The sequence below is a fragment of the Xanthomonas euvesicatoria pv. euvesicatoria genome (assembly GCF_020880415.1).
GTDB classification, from domain to species: domain Bacteria; phylum Pseudomonadota; class Gammaproteobacteria; order Xanthomonadales; family Xanthomonadaceae; genus Xanthomonas; species Xanthomonas euvesicatoria.
The window spans coordinates 14841-36950 of sequence record NZ_JAJIUJ010000032.1 but is presented as its reverse complement, the minus strand read 5'-3'; the positions used below and the strand labels follow the sequence as shown (position 1 = coordinate 36950).

17 protein-coding genes are annotated in these 22110 nt (G+C 65.4%); 8 read left to right on the top strand and 9 right to left on the bottom strand.

All coding sequences use genetic code 11. From position 1 onward, the window contains the following. Positions 1-160 precede the first annotated feature (160 nt). From LN450_RS04890 to LN450_RS04865, 6 genes are all read left to right on the top strand, one after another. On the top strand, positions 161-2596 hold the full coding sequence (locus LN450_RS04890) for a TonB-dependent receptor plug domain-containing protein (RefSeq protein WP_011348324.1): 2436 nt from the start codon (positions 161-163) through the stop codon (positions 2594-2596). Positions 2597-2709: 113 nt separating this feature from the next. Then, positions 2710-3468 carry a trehalose-phosphatase gene (gene otsB / locus LN450_RS04885; RefSeq protein ID WP_011348325.1) on the top strand — a complete coding sequence of 253 codons (759 nt, stop codon included), beginning with the start codon at positions 2710-2712 and terminating at the stop codon, positions 3466-3468. Between the two features lie 48 nt (positions 3469-3516). Beyond that, the gene (locus LN450_RS04880; protein WP_008577800.1) at positions 3517-5295 is read left to right on the top strand and encodes a glycoside hydrolase family 15 protein; all 1779 of its coding nucleotides are present in this window, start codon (positions 3517-3519) and stop codon (positions 5293-5295) included. Continuing rightward, a complete protein-coding gene (gene otsA / locus LN450_RS04875; RefSeq protein ID WP_008577799.1) occupies positions 5292-6659 on the top strand; it encodes an alpha,alpha-trehalose-phosphate synthase (UDP-forming) in 1368 nt (455 codons plus the stop codon). The genes LN450_RS04880 and otsA overlap by 4 nt, the downstream gene beginning before the upstream one ends. Before the next feature lie 629 nt (positions 6660-7288). Continuing rightward, positions 7289-9727, top strand: a complete 2439-nt coding sequence (locus LN450_RS04870) for a glucose/quinate/shikimate family membrane-bound PQQ-dependent dehydrogenase (RefSeq protein ID WP_170808567.1) — start codon at positions 7289-7291, stop codon at positions 9725-9727. Between the two features lie 715 nt (positions 9728-10442). After that, a complete protein-coding gene (locus LN450_RS04865) occupies positions 10443-12311 on the top strand; it encodes a methyl-accepting chemotaxis protein (protein WP_039416948.1) in 1869 nt (622 codons plus the stop codon). Positions 12312-12514: 203 nt separating this feature from the next. Here LN450_RS04865 and LN450_RS04860 read toward each other — a convergent pair whose 3' ends face one another. The 4 genes from LN450_RS04860 to rluD are packed head-to-tail and all read right to left on the bottom strand — an operon-like array spanning position 12515 to position 15272. After that, positions 12515-12949 (bottom strand): thiol-disulfide oxidoreductase DCC family protein, encoded by a 435-nt coding sequence (locus tag LN450_RS04860; protein WP_031423856.1) that lies wholly within the window; start codon positions 12947-12949, stop codon positions 12515-12517. Next, positions 12936-13460, bottom strand: a complete 525-nt coding sequence (locus LN450_RS04855) for a DUF4166 domain-containing protein (protein ID WP_031423858.1) — start codon at positions 13458-13460, stop codon at positions 12936-12938. The genes LN450_RS04860 and LN450_RS04855 overlap by 14 nt, the downstream gene beginning before the upstream one ends. Before the next feature lie 2 nt (positions 13461-13462). Further along, the gene (pgeF, locus tag LN450_RS04850; RefSeq protein WP_011348330.1) at positions 13463-14275 is read right to left on the bottom strand and encodes a peptidoglycan editing factor PgeF; all 813 of its coding nucleotides are present in this window, start codon (positions 14273-14275) and stop codon (positions 13463-13465) included. A 1-nt stretch (position 14276) separates the two neighbouring features. Further along, a complete protein-coding gene (gene rluD, locus LN450_RS04845; RefSeq protein WP_008577792.1) occupies positions 14277-15272 on the bottom strand; it encodes a 23S rRNA pseudouridine(1911/1915/1917) synthase RluD in 996 nt (331 codons plus the stop codon). A gap of 121 nt (positions 15273-15393) precedes the next feature. Between rluD and LN450_RS04840 the strand changes: the two genes are divergently transcribed. Together LN450_RS04840 and LN450_RS04835 are read left to right on the top strand one after the other, a co-directional pair. Then, on the top strand, positions 15394-16275 hold the full coding sequence (locus tag LN450_RS04840) for an outer membrane protein assembly factor BamD (protein ID WP_005915798.1): 882 nt from the start codon (positions 15394-15396) through the stop codon (positions 16273-16275). A gap of 280 nt (positions 16276-16555) precedes the next feature. Further along, a complete protein-coding gene (locus tag LN450_RS04835; RefSeq protein ID WP_011348331.1) occupies positions 16556-17533 on the top strand; it encodes a hypothetical protein in 978 nt (325 codons plus the stop codon). A gap of 18 nt (positions 17534-17551) precedes the next feature. Here the strand turns inward: LN450_RS04835 and LN450_RS04830 are convergent, their stop codons facing one another. The 5 genes from LN450_RS04830 to sucC form a co-directional block, all read right to left on the bottom strand. Next, positions 17552-19207, bottom strand: a complete 1656-nt coding sequence (locus LN450_RS04830) for an NAD+ synthase (RefSeq protein ID WP_029820060.1) — start codon at positions 19205-19207, stop codon at positions 17552-17554. Beyond that, complete coding sequence (locus tag LN450_RS04825; protein WP_008577789.1) at positions 19207-19509, bottom strand: type II toxin-antitoxin system RelE/ParE family toxin; 303 nt, start codon at positions 19507-19509, stop codon at positions 19207-19209. The genes LN450_RS04830 and LN450_RS04825 overlap by 1 nt, the downstream gene beginning before the upstream one ends. Positions 19510-19512: 3 nt before the next feature. Then, positions 19513-19857, bottom strand: a complete 345-nt coding sequence (locus LN450_RS04820; protein WP_011348334.1) for a ribbon-helix-helix domain-containing protein — start codon at positions 19855-19857, stop codon at positions 19513-19515. A 170-nt stretch (positions 19858-20027) separates the two neighbouring features. Then, entirely contained in the window at positions 20028-20903 is an 876-nt protein-coding gene (gene sucD, locus LN450_RS04815) for a succinate--CoA ligase subunit alpha (protein WP_011348335.1), read from the bottom strand. A 24-nt stretch (positions 20904-20927) separates the two neighbouring features. Continuing rightward, the gene (sucC, locus tag LN450_RS04810; RefSeq protein WP_007965356.1) at positions 20928-22097 is read right to left on the bottom strand and encodes an ADP-forming succinate--CoA ligase subunit beta; all 1170 of its coding nucleotides are present in this window, start codon (positions 22095-22097) and stop codon (positions 20928-20930) included. Between the last annotated feature and the right edge of the window lie 13 nt (positions 22098-22110).

Here is a 22110-nt window from a genome sequence, read left to right as displayed (position 1 = left end):
AGCTCATGCCGGCGCGCACGCACTGTGCCATCTCGCGCCGCCCTGAACAACGCGATAATATCTTTCCATCCGGATGAATGTGGACGATCCGCCCCCTTGCGCCCCAGCCCGGCCGGATGCCGACCGCGCGGCGCGTTGCAGTTGCAGGAGAGAGAACAGCATGACCCGCCCCACCCTTTCGGTGATTGGCCTGGCCATCGCCGCCGTGCTCAGCGCCAACGCGCAAGCCCAGCAGGCCGATGCCGGTGCCACCACCCTGGACACCGTGATCGTCACCGGCACCCGTGCCAGCGACCGTACCGTGCTGGAATCCACCGTGCCGGTGGACGTGCTCACCGCCGAAGACATCCGCAAGGCCGGCGTGGTCAACGGCGAGTTGGGCAGCGCCCTGCAGGCGCTGCTGCCTTCCTTCAACCTCCCGCGTCAGTCCAACTCCGGCGGCGCCGACCATATCCGCGCCGCGCAGCTGCGCGGGCTCTCGCCCGACCAGGTGCTGGTGCTGGTCAACGGCAAGCGCCGCCATACCTCGGCGCTGGTCAACACCGACAGCAAGATCGGCAAGGGCACCACGCCGGTGGATTTCAATTCCATCCCGATCAACGCGATCAAGCGCATCGAAGTGCTGCGCGACGGGGCCGGCGCGCAATACGGCTCGGATGCGATTGCCGGCGTCATCAACGTGATCCTTGACGACAACCCCGAGCGCGGCGAACTGGAAGCCAGCTTCGGCGCCTACAACACCGACGTGAAACCGATCGACCGCCGCGTCACCGACGGCCAGACCAGCTATGCCAGCGCAAAAGTGGGCACGCTGCTGGGCGACGACGGCGGCTTCTTCAAGGTCGGCCTGGAGCTGAAGAACCGCGAGGCCACCAACCGCGCCGGCTTCGACCAGATTCCCTCGTTCGAAGAACAGACCCCGGCCAATCTGGCGCTGCGGGGCCAGCGCAATTACGTGCTCGGCGATGGCGCCACCAAGGGCCTGAATGCCTGGCTCAACACCAAGGTGCCATTCAGCGCCAGCGGCGAGTTCTACGCCTTCGGCACCTACAACCAGCGCGATACCGAAGGCGCCAATTACTTCCGTTACCCGGACGGCAGCGCCAACTGGCGCGAGATCTACCCCAATGGCTACCGCCCGATCTCCGAAGGCGAGAATCGCGACCTGCAACTCGTGGCCGGTGCGCGCGGGCAATGGGGCAACTGGGATTACGACGCCAGCGTCAACTACGGCCGCAACGACTTCACCTACCGGCTACGCAACTCGCTCAATGCATCGCTGGGGCCCGGCAGCCCCACACGCTTCAAGACCGGCGATTTCGCCTTCGTGCAGACCGTGGGCAACCTCGACCTGACCCGCGTGTTCGACGCCGCCGGCGCCACCCATACCTTCGGCACCGGCGCCGAGTTCCGCCGCGAGCAATACCGCACCCACGCCGGCGACCCCGCCAGCTACGCGGCCGGCCCGTTCACCGATCGTCCCACCGGCTCGCAGGCCGGCGGCGGGCTCACTCCGCAGGACGAGGCCGACCTGTCGCGCAACGTGGCCAGCGCCTACGCCAACGTCTCCAGCCAGTTCGGCGACAAGTTCTCCACCGACCTGGCCGGCCGCTACGAGCATTACCAGGATTTCGGCAGCCAATGGACCGGCAAGTTGGCCGCACGCTACGCGTTCGCACCGGCCTTTGCGCTGCGTGGCGCCATTTCCAACAACGTGCGTGCGCCTTCGCTCAGCCAGATCGGCTATGAAGCCACCTCCACCGGTTACGACGCCGCCGGCCGCTTGACCCAGGGTCGCCTGCTGTCGGTCAACAACCCCATCGCGCGCGGACTGGGCGCCACCGATCTGAAGCCGGAAAAGTCGGTCAATTACAGCCTGGGCTTCACCAGCAAGCTGGGCGATCACTTCGACGTGTCGCTGGACTTTTTCCAGATCGATATCGACGACCGCATTGCGCTGTCCGAAGACATCACCGGCGATGCGCTGACCAGCTTCGTGCAGCAGAACTACGGCGTCACCGGGGTGCAGAGCGCCAGCTATTTCCTCAACGCCGCCGATACCCGCACCCGCGGCGCCGAGCTGGTCGCCAACTGGCGTCAGTACGCCTTCGGCGGCGACCTGCTGCTGACCGGCACCTACAGCTACGCCAAGACCGAGTTGGAAAACATCATCGCCACCCCGGCCCAGTTGCTCGCATTGAACCCGGAGTACGTGCTGTTCGGCGTGGAAGAAAGCAACACGCTCACCGACGCCGCACCGCGCACCCGCGCCTCGCTTGCCGCGAACTGGAGCAACGAGCACTGGAACCTGCAGACCCGCGTCAACCGCTACGGCAGCGCCACGCGCGTGTTCGATTTCGGTGGCGGCTTCGTGCCGCGCCAGACCTACGGCGCCGAGTGGCAACTGGACCTGGAAGCCGAATATCACCTGGGCACGCAATGGACGCTGGCCATCGGCGGGCAGAACATCCTGGACAACTACTCGGACCGTTCCATCGACGACATCGCCTACTTCGGCAACCTGCCCTACGACGTGCTCTCGCCGATCGGCAGCAACGGCGCGTATTGGTATGGGCGGGTGCGGTACAGCTTCTGATTCGGGATTCGGGATTGGCAAACATCGTACTTCGTGCGAATCCCCAATCCCGACTCACGAATCTCCGCCGTTCCATAACCTGAATCTCACACCCCATTGCGCACACTAGCGCAATGGCAGACGCGCATTCCCCCCTACCGTCGCCGCCATTGCTGGACGATGCCTGTGCATTGTTTCTGGACGTGGACGGCACCCTCATCGACTTTGCCGACCGCCCCGAGGCGGTGCAGCTATTGCCCGAAGTGCGCGAGGCCATCGGCCTGCTGAGCGAGCGTCTCAACGGCGCCGTCGCATTGGTCAGCGGCCGGCCACTCGCTCAGCTGGACGCCTTGTTCGCCCCCTTGTTGCTGCCGGCCGCCGGCCTGCACGGGCATGAACTGCGCAGCGATGTCGCTGCACGCGCGGCCATGCCGCAGGACACGTCCGAGTGGCTGCACGGCCTGCATCAACGCGCGGCCGCGCTGACGCACCAGCATCCAGGCGTGCTGGTCGAAGACAAGGGTGCCAGCGTGGCGCTGCACTGGCGCGCCCGACCGCAGGCCGGCCCCGAGGTGCTCGCCTTCGCGCAGCAGGAAATCGCACAGCTTTCCGGTTATCGCCTCCAGCCAGGCGACCACGTGGTGGAATTCGTGCCCGAAGGCAGCAACAAGGGCCTGGCGGTCGAGCAGCTGATGCAGCACGGCACCTTCGCCGGCCGCACCCCGGTGTTCGTCGGCGACGACCTCACTGACGAATTCGGCTTCGACGCCGCCAACCGGCTCGGCGGCTGGAGCGTGCTGGTCGGCGATCGCGCACAGACCAGCGCGCGCTTTCGCGTCGGTGGCACCGCCCACGTACATGCGTGGTTGCAACGCAACGCACGCAGCCGCTGAGCACAGCGCACCTTCTCTCATTCACTTCAACAGGATCGTTTGCACTCCATGACCGAGCCAAACCTGGATCTGGGCGTCATCGGCAACTGCAGTTTCGGTGCATTGGTCGATCGGCAGGCACGTGTGGTGTGGAGTTGCCTGCCGGCATTCGACGGCGACCCGGCCTTTTGCACGCTGCTTTCGCCCAAGACCGAAGGCGGCGACTTTGCCGTGGAACTGGAAGATTTTGCCAGCAGCGAGCAGCACTACCTGCCCAATACCGCCGTGCTGCGGACGGTGTTGCGCGATAGCCACGGTGGCGAACTGGAAGTGATCGACTTCGCGCCGCGCTGGCGCAACAACGGACGCTTCTATCGGCCTGTCAGCATCATCCGCCAGATCCGGCCACTGAGCGGCAACCCGCGCATCATCGTGCGCGCCCGCCCGCTGGCCGACTGGGGCGGCCGCACGCCGGACACCACCTGGGGCAGCAATCACATCCGTTGGGTGTTGCCGGAATTCACCCTGCGCCTGACCACCGATGTGCCGGTGCGCTTCGTACGCGACGGCTTGCCGTTCGTGCTCAGCCATCCGGTGAGTCTGGTGCTGGGCGTGGACGAATCGCTGACCCGCTCGCTCACCGGTTACGTGCAGGAAGCGCAGGAACGCACCGAAGAATACTGGCGCGAATGGGTGCGCTACCTGTCTATTCCGCTGGACTGGCAGGAAGCGGTGATTCGCAGCGCAATCACGCTGAAGTTGTGCCAGTACGAAGACAGCGGCGCGATCATCGCGGCGATGACCACCTCGATTCCGGAAGCGCCCAACACGCCGCGCAACTGGGACTACCGCTATTGCTGGCTGCGCGACGCCGCCTTCGTGGTGCGTGCGCTCAACCGGCTCGGCGCGACCCGCACGATGGAGCAGTTCATCGGCTACATCTTCAATATCGCCACCACCGACGGCACCATGCAGCCGCTGTACGGCATCGGCTTCGAATCGCAGCTGGAAGAACACGAAGTCGACACCATGGCCGGCTACCGCGGCATGGGGCCGGTGCGGCGCGGCAACCTGGCGTGGATCCAGCAACAGCACGATGTCTACGGCAGCGTGGTGCTGGCGTCCACACAGCTGTTCTTCGACCTGCGTCTGAAGGATCAAGGCGATGCCGACACCTTCCGCCGGCTTGAACCGCTGGGCGAGCGCGCCTATGCATTGCATAACGTGCCCGATGCCGGCCTGTGGGAATTTCGCGGCCGCGCCGAAGTGCATACCTACACCGCGGCAATGTGCTGGGCCGCCTGCGATCGCCTGTCCAAGATCGCCGACCGGCTGGTGCTGCCCGAGCGCAGCAGCTACTGGCGCGAACGTGCCGACAGCATCCGCGAACGCGTGTTGAGCGAGGCCTGGAGCGAGGAGCGCGGCCATTTCACCGACACGCTCGGCGGCCACCGGCTCGATGCATCGCTGCTGTTGCTGGCCGATATCGGCATCGTCGCCAATGACGACAGCCGCTTCGTGCGCACGGTCGAGGCGGTCGGTCGCGTGCTCAAGCACGGCGATGCGCTATACCGCTACATCGCACCGGATGACTTCGGTGAGCCGGAAACCAGCTTCACCATCTGCACCTTCTGGTACATCGATGCACTGGCTGCGATCGGGCGCAAGGACGAGGCGCGTGAATTGTTCGAGCGCATCCTTTCGCGCCGCAATCACCTGGGCTTGCTGTCGGAAGATCTATCGTTCGAGGACGGCGAAGCCTGGGGCAATTTCCCTCAGACCTATTCGCATGTTGGCTTGATCATCGCAGCGATGCGCTTGTCGCGGAGCTGGCAGGAGGCGTCATGAGTCGTTTGGTGGTGGTATCCAACCGCGTTGCGGTGCCCGGCGAAACCCGTGCCGGTGGCCTGGCGGTTGGCCTGTTGGCGGCGCTCAAGGAACGCGGCGGCATGTGGTTCGGCTGGAGCGGCAAGACCGTGCGCGGCGACAGCGGCGGCATGCACGAGCAGACCGAAGGCGACATCACCTTCGTCACCATGGACCTCAACAAGCGCGACATCGATTCGTACTACAACGGCTTCGCCAATCGCACGCTGTGGCCCTTGCTGCACTTCCGCCTGGACCTGGTCGATTACGATCGCGCCACCCGCGAAGGCTATATGCGCGTCAACCGGCTGTTTGCCGAAAAACTCGCGCCGCTGCTGAAAGACAGCGACACGCTGTGGATCCACGATTACCACATGATTCCGCTCGGCGCGATGCTGCGCGAGCTGGGCGTGGGCTGCAAGATGGGTTTCTTCCTGCACGTGCCGATGCCGTCGGCCGATCTGGTGCAGGCCATGCCCGATCACGCGCGCCTGTTCAGTACCTTCTACGCATACGACCTGGTCGGCTTCCAGACCCAGCGCGATGCCGAACGTTTCAAGGCCTATGTGCGCCTGTTCGGCGGTGGCCGCATTCTGGAAGGCGATCTGGTGGAAGGCCCGGGTGGACGCCGCTTCACCGCCTCTTCGTTCCCGATCGGGATCGATACCGACCTGATTGCCCACCAGGCCAAGGCCTCTGCCGGCAAGCAGGCGGTGCGTGATCTGCGCGAAAGCCTGCGTGGCCGACAGTTGGCCATCGGCGTGGACCGCTTGGATTATTCCAAGGGGTTGCCGGAGCGCTTTCAGGGCTTCGAGCGTTACCTGGAGCGCTATCCGGATCAATCCGGCAGCCTGACCTATCTGCAAATTGCACCGGTCTCGCGCGGCGATGTCACCGAATACCGTCAATTGCGCAGCCAGCTCGAACAGATCGCCGGCCACATCAATGGCGGACATGCAGAGCCGGACTGGACGCCGCTGCGCTACGTCAACCAGAACTTCAGCCATGCCACGCTGACAGGCTTCTATCGCGCGGCCTCGGTGTGTCTGGTCACGCCACTGCGCGATGGCATGAACCTGGTTGCCAAGGAATTCGTGGCCGCGCAGGACCCGGCAGACCCGGGCGTACTGGTGTTGTCGCTGTTTGCAGGTGCAGCCGATGAAATGAAGGAAGCGCTGCTGGTCAACCCGCACGATCTGGACGGTGTGGCCGACGCGATCGCCACAGCGGCAAGCATGCCGTTGGCAAGCCGCATCGAACGCTGGCATGCAATGATGGACCACCTGCGCAAGAACAACATCAACCACTGGCGCCAGCGCTATCTGCAAGCGCTCTCTGAGGTGTAGGACAAACCTTCTTCCGCCGCGACATTGTCCTGCTTCATGAGGAAGAAAGTGGCCGAAAGGCCGATGAAGGTGCGGCGCAATCTGCCTGAAGTCCGTAGTTTCCAGAGGATTTCCTGCGTGATGCAGCCACATCGAGCCGCGGCGATGCCCGACCGCGCTGCCCCGGCTCGCAAGGGGATGAATACCTCGGACCTCGATAGCCTGTCGCTGCACTCGACACGGCAGTCACAGGCAACGCCACGTGCGCCGCTACGCCCTGCCCTTCCATCGTGGTCGCGCTGAGCAGCAGCGCATGTCGACCCCGGCTCTGCAAGCAACGGACCGCACTTGGCAAAGCGTTCGACATCCGCATGTTTCCGCTATGCCAAACGTGCAGGTTGGAACGCTGGTTCCTATTCCGTCACGGACAAAGGGCGTGTGGAGGTCTAAAATATTCACATGATTAGCGCTGAGGACCCTGGGAGGGGCTGCGCGTTCATAGCGTTCAACGTTCGTCTCTGGATCCGGGCCGCGTGATGGCGCCTGCGATCGCTCTCCCTCCACGACTCGCCACCGCTCGCTGGTGCCCGAGTCCTTCCTGACATCTCAAAATGACTGATCAATCCTCAAAACGTGGGCTAGGCACCTGGTTGCTGGTGGCCTATGCCGTGGTGATCGCCGTGCTCGGCGCGGTGCTTGCCTATCAAGGCGGCCGCCTGGTGGCCGTCGGCGGCTCCTGGTATTACCTGATCGCGGGTATTGCCCTGTTCCTGGCGGGCGTCCTGCTCGCGCTGGGCAAGCGCGCCGGGCTGTGGCTGTTTGGCGCCACGCTGGCCGGCACCATCGCCTGGGCGCTGTGGGAAGTGGGCCTGGATGGCTGGGGCTTGGTGCCGCGTCTGGCCATGATGTCGGTCCTGGGGCTGGTTTTGCTGCCGTTCTGGGGTGTGGCGCGTCGTCGCATGCAGCCGGTGTCCGGCCTGGGCTATGCGCTGGTGACTGGCGTGCTGCCAATCCTGGGTGCGGCGCTGATCCTGTGGCCGCTGCTGATGCCGCGCAATGTCGAGCTGGCCGATGCCTCCAAATTGCCGGCCGACAGCGCCACGGCCTTCAGCCGCGGCACCGTGCCCAGCCCCGACGGCAACGTCGCGGCCAATCACGACGCCAGCAACTGGACCTCCTATGCGGGCTCCAATCTGTCCAACCACTACACCCCCGGCGCGCAGATCACTCCGGACAACGTGAAGAATCTCAAGGTTGCGTGGGAGTTCCACACCGGCGACCTGAAGCCCAAGGACTCCAAGCTGGGCTACGCCTTCCAGAACACCCCGCTCAAGGTCGGCGACCTGCTCTACATCTGCACCCCCACCCAGAAGGTGATCGCGGTGGAAGCAGCCAACGGCAAGGAGCGCTGGCGCTTCGATCCGCAGACCAACCCGAAGGCGATGGCGGGCGTGGCTGCCACCACCTGCCGTGGCGTGTCGTATTACCAGGCGCCCGAAGGCACCGCCGAGTGCCCGACCCGGATCTTCTGGCCGATGGTCGATGGCCGCCTTGGCGCGCTGGACGCGCAGACCGGCAAGCTGTGCACCAGCTTCGGCAGCAACGGCTATGTCGATCTGAATGCGGGCACCGGCAACACCAAGCCGGGTTTCGTCGGCCCGACCTCGCCGCCGGTGGTGATGCGCGGCGTGGTGATCCAGCCGACCGGCCAGGTCCGCGATGGCCAGGAAGGCGATGCGCCGTCCGGCGTGGTGCGCGGCTTCGATGCGCTCACCGGCCAGCTGCGCTGGGCCTGGGACCTGGGTAACCCGGCGATCACCGCCGAGCCGCCGGCCGGCCAGACCTACACGCGCTCAACCCCGAACGTGTGGTCGCTGATGGCCGCCGACGACGAGCTGGGCCTGGTCTATCTGCCCACCGGCAATGCGTCCGGCGATTTCTTCGGCAAGGGCCGCACTCCGCAGGACGAGGAATACACCGCCTCGCTGGTTGCGGTGGATGCCGCTACTGGCAAGGAACGCTGGCATTTCCGTACCGTCAACCACGACCTGTGGGATTACGACATCGGCCCGCAGCCGAACCTGGTCGATTGGCCGGTCGCTGGCGGCGGTACGCGTGCTGCGGTGATCCAGGCCACCAAGTCCGGCCAGGTGTTCGTGCTGGACCGCGCCACCGGCGAGCCGATCATGCCGGTCAAGCAGATCCCGGTACCGCAGGGAACCGACCACGGCGACTGGACCGCTGCCACGCAACCGATCTCGCCGGGCATGCCCAACACCGTGGGCGCGCCGAGCCGCGAGTTCGAAAAAATCATCGAATCCGATGCCTGGGGCATGACCCCGTTCGACCAGTTGGTCTGCCGTATCCAGTTCAAGCAACTGCGCTATGAAGGCATGTTCACCCCGCCCACCCTGCAGGGGTCGCTGGCCTTCACCGGCAACCATGGCGGCATCAACTGGGGCGGTGTTTCGGTGGACCTGCAGCGCGGCATCATGGTGATGAACAGCAATCGCCTGCCGTACACCCTGCAGGTGTATACCCGCGAAAAAATGAATGAGCTGGGCGTGGTGTCGGTGTTCGACGGCAAGAGCAAGACGCCCGGCTACATGGCGCAGAAGGGCCTGGCCTACGGCGCCCGCAAGGAGCCGTGGATGTCGCCGCTCAACACCCCGTGCGTGGCCCCGCCGTGGGGCTACATCGCCGGCGTGGACCTGCGCACGCAGCAGGTGATCTGGCGCCGTCCGCTGGGCACCGGTTACGACCAGGGGCCGATGGGCATCCCGTCCAAGACCAAGTTCGAGATCGGCACCCCCAACAACAGCGGCTCGCTGGCCACCGCTGGCGGGGTGACCTTCATCGGCGCGACCCTGGACGACTTCATGCGCGGCTTCGACACCCGCACCGGCAAGCAGGTCTGGGAGACCCGCGTCCCCGCCGGCCCGCAGGCAGCGCCGATGAGCTACACCATCAACGGCAAGCAATACATCGTGGCCGCCGTCGGTGGACACGACCGCATGGAAACCAAGTCGGGCGACAGCGTCATTGCCTGGGCCCTGCCGGACGATGCGCAGGCCGCGCCTGCCAAGTAACGGCAGCGCTCCAAGCACCACGCGGCCAGGCGGTACGCCGATGCGCATGAGCGCATGCAGTCTGCACTGCCTTGGCCGCTGCGCATCACCGCCTGGCTGCGCTCCGGCGCATAGGCCGCCTGCCGTCGGTCCAGGGCCGACGGATGCACCAATCAACCGGTCGTCGCGAGACGGCCGGTTTTTTTGTGCGCGCTTGCCGCTACGGCGAAGGCACGTGGAGGCAAAGCCGGCGATGTCGGCCCAGCGTATGACGCGCGGCCAACGTGCTTGCTGTCGGACCTGAGTTTCAGACGTCCGAACCCAGGCCAACCTCCCAGGATGGCGCTCCCATGCGGCAGTCAGATGCTGCGCAAGTGCGAATCCAGCGCGCAGGCCGTTGGCAACCGAATCAGCCCCAACTTCGATGGGATTTGCCCGCTCCCAATAGCAGTTCGCTGACATGCCGGGCATTCGCTCCGCGCGGACATTTTTCACGCAGAATTTACATTTGAGTCAACGTGTTAGCGCATCGATTGCCACGGGCACGCATACCCTGCCGAACTGAAATCGCTTTCATATCAAGGACATCACGCCATTTCGGGACTTGGTTGTCACATTCCGACGAACGGCACCTTCACATCATCATGATTCGGACTCAGCCGCCGATACCCCCATTGCGGGCCATGGACTGCCGATGCCGCTCCCCCTTCTCAGATCATCCAGCTGGACTCAGCCTATGTCGCTTGCACACGATGCCGCCCCCGTTGCCCAACCGCCCGCCGGTCGGCACGTTGCGCGCGCCACCTGGACTGCATGGCTGCCCGCCGCTGCACATGTCGCGCTGCTGGCGTTGCTGGCCTGCTATGCCGCCACGCTGGTACCCGGCAGCTTCCTGAGCGAGCTCGGACGCGTGCTGCCCGCCCTGCTGGTGTTGGGCGCGGCGAGCGCCGGGCTCTGGTGGTGGTCGCGCCGGCGTCACGACACGCAGTTGCAACAGGCAATGCGTGCGGTGGTGGCGATCGGCGAAGGACGCACCCAGCGTCTGGACCTGCGCAACGCCTCCGGCGACCTCGCACCGTTGCTGTACGCGCTGCAGGATGCCCAGGACAAGCTTGCCATCCGCATCGATGTGATGGAGCAAGGCCTGCGCCATGGCCAGTTCGTGATCAAGGCGCTGGACGATCTGGACACCATGATCCGCATCGCCGACGACGATGGCCAGGTGCTGTTTGCCAACCGCAAACTGCTCGCCATGCTCAAGCTGATCGAGCCGGATGTGCAGAGCTTCCGTCCCAGCTTCCATGCCGAAGGCTTCGTCGGCGGCAGCATCGGCGACATCTATCCCGACAGCCAGGCCGCGATCGACCGCATGCGCGCGTTGAATGCCTCCAAGGCCGTGCGTGCGCCATTCTTCGGCCGCCAGATCGACTTCGTGTACAGCCCGATCATCGCCGCCGACGGCACCAAGCTCGGCACCATCGCGCAGTGGATGGACGTCACCGCGCAGGTCAACGCCGAGCAGGCACTGATCCAGATCATCGACGCCGCCTCGGCCGGCGATTTCAGCCGTCGCATGCAGATCGATGGCATGGACGGTGGGCTGCTGACCCTGGCGCAAGGCATCAACCGCATCTACGACTCGGTGGAAACCCATCTGGCCGCATTGGCGCGCGTGATCGGCGCGCTGGCCGAAGGCGACCTGACCCAGCGTGTGGACGGCGATGCGCACGGTATCTTCGCGCGCTTGCGCGATGACACCAACCAGACCGTCACCCGCCTCACCGAGATCATCGGCGGCATCCAGGCCGCATCGGACACCATCCGCCAGGCCGCAGTGGAAATTGCCGCCGGCAACATGGATCTTTCCGAGCGCACCGAGCAACAGGCGGCCAACCTGGAAGAAACCGCCAGCTCGATGGAAGAACTCACCTCCACCGTGAAGCAAAACGCCGAGAGCGCGCTGCAGGCCAATCGCCTGGTCGTCGGCACCGGCGACGTGGCGCAGAGCGGCGGCCAGGTGATGGACGAGGTGGTCGCCACCATGGGCCAGATCAGCACCGCCTCGCGCAAGATCGGCGAGATCATCGGTGTGATCGACGGCATCGCGTTCCAGACCAACATCCTGGCGCTCAACGCCGCAGTGGAAGCCGCGCGTGCCGGCGAACAGGGCCGCGGTTTTGCGGTGGTTGCCTCGGAAGTGCGTGCATTGGCACGGCGCTCGGCCGATGCGGCCAAGGAAATCAAGACGCTTATCGCCGACTCCACCGACAAGGTGGAACTGGGTTCGGGCCTGGTGCACCGCGCCGGCGCGACCATGCGCGAGATCGTCGGCTCGGTCAAACACGTCACCGACATCATGAGCGAGATCACCTCGGCCAGCGCCGAGCAGTCCAGCGGCATCGAGCAGGTCAACCGCACGGTCGCGCAGTTGGACGAGGTGACCCAACGCAACGCTGCGCTGGTGGAAGAAGCCACCGCCGCTGCGCGCAGCCTGGAAGAACAGGCCGTGGAACTGGCCGATGCGGTCTCGATCTTCCGCCTGCAATCCGACACCCGTCCCGGCGCTTCCCACGTCGCGCGCGCCAGCTTCCACAACGCGGCATAAGCCCGGCATGCGCAGCGATTCGTAGGAGCGCACCCGGGCGCGATCGGGTTTCTGCGGAAATGCCATCCATCAACAGCTGCGCTGCTGAGGCCAGCCGAGCGATGCGCCGCATCGCCTCGTCCCGGCGTAGGTTCGCAGTGAATTGCATCGCAATGCGATGCAGCGCGCCTCAGGCCAGCGCCCCGATGCCGGGGTGAACTGCCTCAGTCCAGAAACCGCGCGTGCTGCTCGGGCGTGGGCAACATGCAGTGATCGCTGCGGCCGAACCAGCGATAACGATTGCGTGCGATCAGCCGGTAGCCGAGATCGCGCACGCGACGCGGGATCAGGCGCAGCACCCCACTCAGCCGCCAGAGCCCGCCCAATCCCGCAAGCACGCGCACGATCGCGTCGCTATCGGTCCAGGCACCGGTGGCGTCCACCAGTAGAAACGACAAAGGGTCGTCCGGATCCAGACCGTGCTGCTGCAACAGTGCGCGCCCGGCTTGCCCCTGCATGGCAGCAAAGCGATAGCGCCCACGCCGATCGTGGCGCAGCAGGAATTTGACCCAGCCATTGCAGAGCAGGCACACGCCATCGAAGACGATGGTGGCCCGCGCCGCGGGTGGCGCAACAGGCGATTGATCAGCGCGGTTCAAGCCAGCCCTCATAACGAATGAACGGTCCTACCAGCGGCAACTGCACGTCCACCAGAAACGCATAACGGCCGCCGTCGGCATGCTCGCGGCAGCGCACCTGCCGGAACCAGCGGGCAGGTAACCGAATCATCCCGAACGCCCACACGCCGGTGGCCTGCCAATACAACGATTGCGCATCGGCCTGCAGCGAAAATTCAAAGCGCACCGCGCCCAGGTGTTCGCGCAAGCTGGCGCCATGACGCCATAGCCGCGAATGCATCGGCATGCCATCAAAGCGCCGATGCCAGCGCTCGCCGCGCGCGTCGGCCAGAAAATCCACTTCCACCGCCACCTCGCCACTGCGCGGCAAGCGGCTCAGCAGCGCCAGCAACGGAACCAGCGCATGCGTGCCGCGTTGAATCCTGGCCCGGCCGGCGAAGGTCTGCCGCTGCTGCACCGAATGCAGCGCGCGCACCGGCGCAGGCAGTTGCGCGAACGCGTCCTGCCCCAGCACCTGTGCGAACAGCGGCACGCTCAGGGCGCGATCCATGCCAGCGTGGCCATGCGTCCGCTGCGGCGATCGCGGCGATGCGAGAAAAAGCGCTGCGGATCGGAAATGGTGCACAACCCGCCGCCATACACCGCAGCGGCCGGCACACCGGCCCGCTGCAGCCGCTGACGTGCCAGCGCATACAGATCCACCCGCCAGTGCCCCGGGCGCGTGGCGACAAACGCCTGTTGCGCCTGTGCATCGTGCGCAACGAAGGCGCCGAACACGTCCTCGCCGATCTCATACACCTGGGGCCCCGCGGCAGGACCCAGCCAGGCCACCAGTTGCTGCGGTGGCGTCCGCATCGCTGCCACGCTGCGCTCCAGCACGCCGTCGGCCAGCCCGCGCCAACCGGCATGCGCAGCAGCGACCTCGCTGCCATCGACGGCAGCGAACACGACCGGCAGGCAATCGGCCGTGAGGATTGCCAGTACCACGCCAGGCGCCGAGGTCACCGCAGCATCGGCAACCGGTTCCTGCGCACCTGGCGGCTGATCCGCCGCGTGGTCGGTGGAATCGGGTGCAGCGGGCGGTGCATCCACCCGTACCACATCCACGCCGTGTACCTGCCGCAACCAATGCGGCGTGCTCGGCAGTTGCAGCGCCGCGGCCAGCAGTGTCCGGTTGCGCTCCACCTGCTCGGGCACATCGCCTTCGGCGCTGTTGCGGTTGCCAAGGTTGAGCGTGTCGAACGGCGGCAGCGAGCCGCCCAGACCGTGACGCAGCGTGGTGAGCGCACGGATGCGCGGTGGCGCCGGCCAGTCGGCTGGCAGGGTGAAGGGCGCAGCCATGGGCATCTCAGCGGCGTGCCAGCTCGGCGGCGCGTGCGCTGTCTTCGCGCAGCACGGTCATCAGGCGCTGCAGATCGGCCGGCACCGGCGCACTGGCGCGGACCGGCTCGCCGCTGACCGGATGCAGGAATTCCAGGGTTTCGGCGTGCAGCGCCTGGCGCTTGAAGCTGCGCAGTTCGTGCACCAGCTCGTCGGTAGCGCCCTTGGGCAGCTTGAGCGCGCCGCCGTACAGCGGGTCGCCGACGATCGGCGACTTCAGGTGCGCCATGTGCACGCGAATCTGGTGGGTACGCCCGGTTTCGAGCCGGCACTCCAGCGCGGTGTGCGCACGGAAACGCTCGCGCAGGCGGTAATGGGTGACCGCATCGCGGCCGTCGTCGCGCACCGCCATCTTCAGGCGGTCGCGCGGGTGGCGATCGATCGGGGCGTTGACGGTGCCGCCGGAGACCAGCGCGCCCACCACCACGGCCAGATACTGGCGATGCACCTCGCGCGCGGACAGCTGCTCCACCAGCGCGGTCTGCGCCTGCACGGTGCGCGCCACCACCATCACGCCGCTGGTGTCCTTGTCCAGGCGATGCACCACCCCGGCGCGCGGCACCGAGGCCAGCGCCGGGTCGCGGAACAGCAGCGCATTGACCAGGGTCTGGTCCGGATTGCCGGCGCCCGGATGCACCACCAGGCCGGCCGGCTTGTCGATCACCAGCACCTGCTCGTCTTCGTACAGCACGCTCAGCGGAATGTCCTGCGGCGCGGCGTGGGTCTGGGTTTCCAGCACCACCTGCAGCTGCACGCTCTCGCCGCCGCGCAAGGTATCGCGCGGGCGCGCCATTTCACCGTCCAGCAGCGCGTCGCCGGACTTGATCCATTCCGACAGCCGCGAGCGCGAAAACTCCGGGAACAGCTCGGCCAGCACTGCGTCGAAACGGCGTCCGGCGGCATTGTCGGGCACGATCGCCTGGCGGATGGACGGGTCGAGGGGTTCGGCAGATGGGTCGGACATGGACACGGGCACTCGGGCAAAAAGCGGGAATTTAGGGGTCCGGGCGGCGGGAGTCAGTCGCCGGACAGGCCACTAGGCTATCATCGCGCTCTCGTTTTCCTGATGCGTCCTGCCCAGACCCATGATCCGACGGTCCACGTTTTCCGCGCCTGCGCGCCTGATTGCCCTCATGCTGGTCATGGCGTTCGTCGTCACCGGCTGCCACCGCGGCGCCAAGGACAAGAATCCCGACGAGGGCATGCCGGTCGAGCAGCTCTACGGCAAGGGCCATAACCTGATGGAGAAAGGCAACTGGGCCGGCGCAGAAGCCAGCTACAAGCGCCTGATCGCCCAGTACCCGTATGGCCCGTACACCGAGCAGGCGATGATCGAAACCGCCTACGCCCAGTACAAGGCCGGCAAGCACGACGACGCGGTCTCCAGCGTCGACCGCTTCATCCGGACCTACCCGACCCACCGCAACATCTCGTATCTGTACTACCTGCGCGGCCTGGCCAACAGCAACCGCGACACGGTGTTCCTGCGCCGCGTGTGGTCGCTGGACCCGAGCCGCCGCGACCTGTCTTCGCCGCAGCAGGCTTACAACGATTTCAATACCGTCACCGATCGCTACCCGAACAGCCGTTACGCCGCCGACGCACGCAAGCGCATGATCGAGCTGCGCGACATCTTCGCCCAGCACGAATTGGACAACGCGCTGTACTACCTGCGCCGCGATGCCTGGGTGTCGGCCGCCGGTCGTGCCAACTACCTGCTCGAAACCTATCCGCAGAGCGCCTTCCAGTACGACGCGGTCGCGGTACTGGCCGAGGCCTACACGCACCTGGGCAACAAGACCTTGGCAGCCGACGCACGCCGCGTGCTGGAGCTCAACGACCCGCAGCATCCGTGGCTGACCGGCAACTGGCCGAAATACCCGTGGGCCATCCGCAAGCTCAACCCGTTTGCCGGCGAAAAATCCGCCGCGACCGGGCAGAGCAATTCGCAGATGAATCGCGACTGAGATATCAGGCGCAGCGCACGACGAAAAGAGGCCGAAAGGCCTCTTTTTTGTTGCCGCGACGATGACGGCAGCACGAAAGTGCCGGACCGACGACGATACGGCGGCGATTGCCGCCGCTGATGCGCCCACGCGAGCAATTGGTTCCCACGCGCAGACGCATGGCCGGAGCCGGTGCGCGCATTCTGGAACCGGCACCAGGTCACCCAATGCCCTTGGGTCTGCTGTCTATACTCATCCCGAACCAGCTCCGACTCCTTCGAGCGCCAGCCAAGGAAGCCGCATGTCTCGTGCCACCATCGCGTTGCTGCTCATGCTCTCGCTGGCGGCCCTGACCGCCAGCGCCACCGCGGCCCCCATCGTCTACGGCGTCAACGCGCACGACAGCCGTCCCGGCTACGCCATGACCCAGGCCGAGGCACGCTTCAAACTGCTGGCAGCGCGCAACCTGCGCAGCTACCGGTTCGATATCGATCCGCGCGATTACGCCACGCTGGATGCGCTCGTCCCCTTGGCGCGCAAGTACGGCATCACCCTGCGCCCGATGGTCTACCCGATGTCGCGCGAGATCGGCTACCAGCTGGCACGCCGCTATGCCGCAGACATCAAGGTCTGGGAAATCGGCAACGAACAGGATCTGGTCCGCGCCGAAGCCGATACCCGCATCGCCGCAATGACCACGATGTATCTGGGCATGCGCCAGGCTTCCGACGAACTGGGCGCAGGTTTGCGCTTCACCATCAACATCACCGCCTGCAATAGCGACGATCGCAGCGCCAACGCGCGTTGCCCGGGCGATCGCAACGGCTCGCTGTGGTTTTTGGCAAAAGCCAAGGCGGCCGGCTTCAACTTCGACCACATCAGCTTCCACTACTACGCGTTCTACCAGGATGCCGGCTATTGGACGGACCTGTATCTGGGCCAGCTGCGCACTGCCGCGCGTACCTACAACACCCCGGTGTTCTTCAACGAGCTGAACTGTGCGGAGATCTATACAGGCAGCACCACTGGCGGCACCGCAGGTGATCGGGGCTGTTACGACAGCCTGGCGCAGCTGTTGCGCAACGTGCGTGACAACTACGCCGACGTGGTGGCCGAGGTGAATGTCTACGAATTACTGGACCAGGCCACCATCCAGGGGCCTGAAGGCCACTTTGGCCTGATGTACGACCTGGCCCGACCAAAACCGCCCCTGGATCTGCTCACGCGGTTCGCCCAGCCGCCAGCCAGCGCAGCGGCAGCCACTGCGTCAGCCGAGTGACCAGACTAGCCGTCCGGATTACTGCCCGCGATACCCGTTGGTGATCGGATAGCGCCGTTCGCGACCGAATGCACGCCGCGATACCTTGGGCCCGGGCGCGGACTGATGGCGCTTCCACTCGTTGAGCCGCACCAGGCGCAGCACATGCTCGACGGTATCGGCCGCGTAGCCAGCCGCAACGATGTCGTCGCGCGACTGCTCCTGGTCGACGTAGCGATACAGGATGCCGTCGAGCACATCGTACGGCGGCAGCGAATCCTGGTCGGTCTGGTTGGCGCGCAACTCGGCCGACGGCGGGCGCGAGATCACCGCCGGCGGAATCACCGGCGCGCCGCCGACGGTGTTGCGCCATTTCGCCAGGCCGAACACCTCCGTCTTGTAAAGGTCCTTGAGCGGCGCATAGCCACCGCACATGTCGCCATAGATGGTGGCGTAACCCACTGCGTATTCGCTCTTGTTACCGGTGGTCAGCACCAGCCCGCCGAACTTGTTCGACAGCGCCATCAGGATCACGCCACGGCTGCGCGACTGCAGGTTTTCTTCGGTGATGTCCGGCTGGGTGCCTTCGAACATCGGCCCCAGCGCGCCGAGCAGGCCTTCGAAAGCCGGTTCGATCGCGATGGTCTCCAGCTTCACCCCCAGCGCGCGGCATTGCTCGTCGGCCAGGTCGTTGGACAGGGTGGCGGTGTAGCGCGACGGCAGGCGCACGGCGGTCACGTTGTCGCCGCCCAGCGCATCCACCGCCATCGCCAACACCAGTGCCGAGTCGATGCCGCCGGACAAGCCAAGCCAGACCTTGCTGAAGCCGTTCTTGCGGCAATAGTCCTGCAGCCCGCGCACCACCGCACGCCAGGCCAGCGCATCCATGCTTTCGTCGCCGTCATCCACCCACACCACCGGAGTGAAGCTGCGCTCGCCGGCCGCATAGTCCACCACCAGCCACTGGTCCACGAAGGCTGCAGCGGCGGGATGCACGGTGCCGTCGCCATCGGCCACCACCGAGGCGCCATCGAACACCAGTGCATCCTGCCCGCCCACGACGTTGAGATAGGCAATCGCTGCCCCGCTCTCGCGGGTGCGTTCGGCCAGCAATGCATCGCGTTGGGCATGCTTGCCACGCTCGTACGGCGAGGCATTGGGCACCAGCACCAACTCCGCGCCCGCCCGTACCGTGTTGGCCAAGGGCTCGGCGAACCAGAGGTCTTCGCAGATCACCACGCCCACCTGCACGCCCTTGACCGTGACCACGCAGCTCTCGCCATCCGGATCCACGTCGAAATAACGACGCTCGTCGAACACCGCATAGTTGGGCAATTCGCGCTTGCGGTAGGTGGCTTCGATCCGCCCGTCGCGCAACACGCTGGCGGCGTTGTAGACCACGCTGCCGGCGCTTTGCGGCCAGCCGACCACTGCCACGATGCCGCGCGTGGCCGCCGCAATCCGCGCCAGCGCCTGTTCGCAATGAGCGAGGAATCCCGGTCGTAACAGCAGGTCTTCCGGCGGATACCCGCTGATCGCCAATTCGGGGAACAGCACGATGTCGGCCTCGAACTCGTCGCGCGCCGCTGCGATGTACTCGATGATGCGATCGGTATTCTGCGTCACGCCGCCGACCGGGAAGTCGAACTGGGCCATGGCGATGCGGAGGGTGTGTGCTGTCACTGCTGACTCCATCAAAACAGGCTTTCAAGGTAACCCGCTTCGCGCTGCGAACGGATCGCCAGCACGTACACGGTGTCGTCCAACGGTGCGTAACGATAGAGCGCAAGATAGCCGCTGGCATCGCGACCGATGACCAGTTCGCGGAATCCGCCCTGCACCGCGCGCCCTATCAGTGGATTGTCCGCCAATGCATCGATGGCCTGGAAGACACCTGCGAGTTTTCGCTGCACATTGGCTGCATCGTGTTCCAGCAGATAGGCGACCAGACGGCGTGCATCGTCGGCAACGCGCGCGGCAAGCACGATCCTGGTCACCTGTCAGCGCTCGACGGCGCTGGCCACCGGTGGCGCGGGGTCGTCTCCGTCGGCAAGTTGCTGCATGTACTTGCGTACGTCCGCCCAGGACAGCGTGTTGGCGCCCTCCTGGATGGCAGCCCAGCGTTGCTGCGCCTCGGCATGAAATGCTGTGCGGCGCTCGTATGCATCGATTTTTTCCGCGATGGCGTCGACGATAAAGCCGTGCGCCGTGGTTCCGGCATCTTTCGCCGCCCTGGCGACACGCGCTTTCAGTTCGTCGGGCAGACGGATGGTGGTCGTGGACATGGCAACCTCGGGGGACCGAATGGCAGACCCAAAGTAGCACACTTGTGACACACTTTGCATGACACGCTCCTTGTGCAATTCAGGGCTTTAGCATCGACATAGGCATGGAGCGGAACAGTCGGCCCAGCGTGCGTCGTGCAGTGCGCAATCCCTGCTATCTGCATCAGGCATCCCCGTAAACGCAGAAAGCCGCCCGAAGGCGGCTTTCTGCGACACCACACTGGTAAGACTTACTTCACCAGCGCCGCAATCGCCGCACCCAGATCGCCCGGCGAGCGGACGGTCTTGACGCCGGCGGCTTCCATCGCCGCGAACTTGCCTTCGGCCGTGCCCTTGCCACCGGACGCGATCGCACCGGCATGGCCCATGCGCTTGCCGGCCGGCGCGGAGGCACCGGCGATGAAGCCGACAACCGGCTTCTTGACGTGGTTCTTGATGTACTCGGCACCGGCTTCCTCGGCGTCGCCACCGATTTCACCCACCATGATGATGCCTTCGGTCTGCGGGTCTTCGTTGAACAGCTTGAAGCAGTCGACGAAGTTCAGGCCGTTGATCGGGTCGCCACCGATGCCGATGCAGGTGCTCTGGCCCAGGCCCACTTCGGTGGTCTGCTTGACCGCTTCATAGGTCAGCGTGCCCGAACGCGACACGATGCCGATCTTGCCCGGCTTGTGGATGTGGCCCGGCATGATGCCGATCTTGCACTCGCCCGGGGTAATCACGCCGGGGCAGTTCGGCCCGATCAGCACGGTGTCCGGATGCGAACGGGTCAGCACGTTCTTGACGCGCAGCATGTCCAGCACCGGGATGCCCTCGGTGATGCAGACGATGACCTTGATGCCGGCCGCAGCCGCTTCCAGAATCGCATCGGCCGCGTACGGCGGCGGCACGTAGATCACCGAGGCGTCGGCGCCGGTGGCCTGGACCGCATCGGCCACGGTGTTGAACACCGGCAGATTGATGTGGGTGGTGCCGCCCTTGCCGGGCGTCACGCCGCCGACGACCTGGGTGCCGTACTCGACCATCTGAGTGGCGTGGAAGGTGCCCTGCTGGCCGGTAAAGCCCTGCACGATCACCTTGGTGTTCTTGTTAATCAAAACGGACATGGATAGTTCCTTCGGTATCGTGGATCAGGCGGCGTTCTTGACAGCTTCAACGACTTTCTTGGCGCCGTCGTTGATGTTGTCGGCCGGGATGATGGCCATGCCGCTATCGCGCAGCAGCTGCTTGCCTTCTTCCACGTTGGTGCCTTCCAGGCGCACCACGACCGGAACCTTGACGCCCACTTCCTTGACCGCGGCGATGATGCCTTCGGCGATCATGTCGCAGCGGACGATGCCGCCGAAGATGTTGACGAAGATGCCTTCGACCTTGTCCGAGGACAGGATCAGCTTGAACGCTTCGATGACGCGCTGCTTGTTCGCACCGCCACCCACGTCCAGGAAGTTCGCCGGCTCACCGCCATTGAGCTTGATCACGTCCATGGTGGCCATGGCCAGGCCTGCGCCGTTGACCATGCAACCGATGTTGCCGTCCATGGTGACGTAGTTGATGTCCAGCTCCGACGCGGTCACTTCGGTCTCGTCTTCCTGCGTCTTGTCGCGCATGGCGACCAGCTGCTTCTGACGGAACGCGGCGTTGTCGTCGCTGTCGAACTTGCCGTCCAGCGCGTACAGGTTGCCGTCGTCCAGGATCGCCAGCGGGTTGATTTCAACCAGCGCCAGGTCCTTTTCGTTGAACAGGCGATACAGGTTCACCATGATGCTGGCGAACTGGCCGGCCTGCTTGGCGTTGAGGCCGAGCTTGAAGCCGAAATCGCGGCCGTGGTAGCCCTGCACGCCTTCGACGAAATCGACGTTGAGCGCGTGGATCAGCTCCGGCGTCTCGGCAGCGACCTGCTCGATCTCCACGCCGCCTTCGGAAGAGGCGATGTATGTGATGGTCTTGGTGCCGCGGTCGACCAGGATCGACAGGTACAGCTCCTTGACGATCTCACCGGCCGTGGTGACCAGCACCAGGTTGATCGGCAGCTCGACGCCGGCGGTCTGGTAGGTGGACATCTTGGTGCCGAGCATCTTGGCGGCTGCGGCCTTCACGTCGTCGGTGGTCTTGCAGAACTTGACGCCGCCAGCCTTACCGCGGCCGCCCGCGTGGATCTGCGCCTTCACCATCCAGGGGCCATTGCCCAGGGAATTGGCGACTTCAACCGCTTCGTCCGGGGTCGCCGCGACCTTGCCGGCCGGAACGGGGATGCCGTACTCGGCAAGCAGCTGTTTTGACTGGTATTCGTGGAAATTCATGCGTCACCGTGGG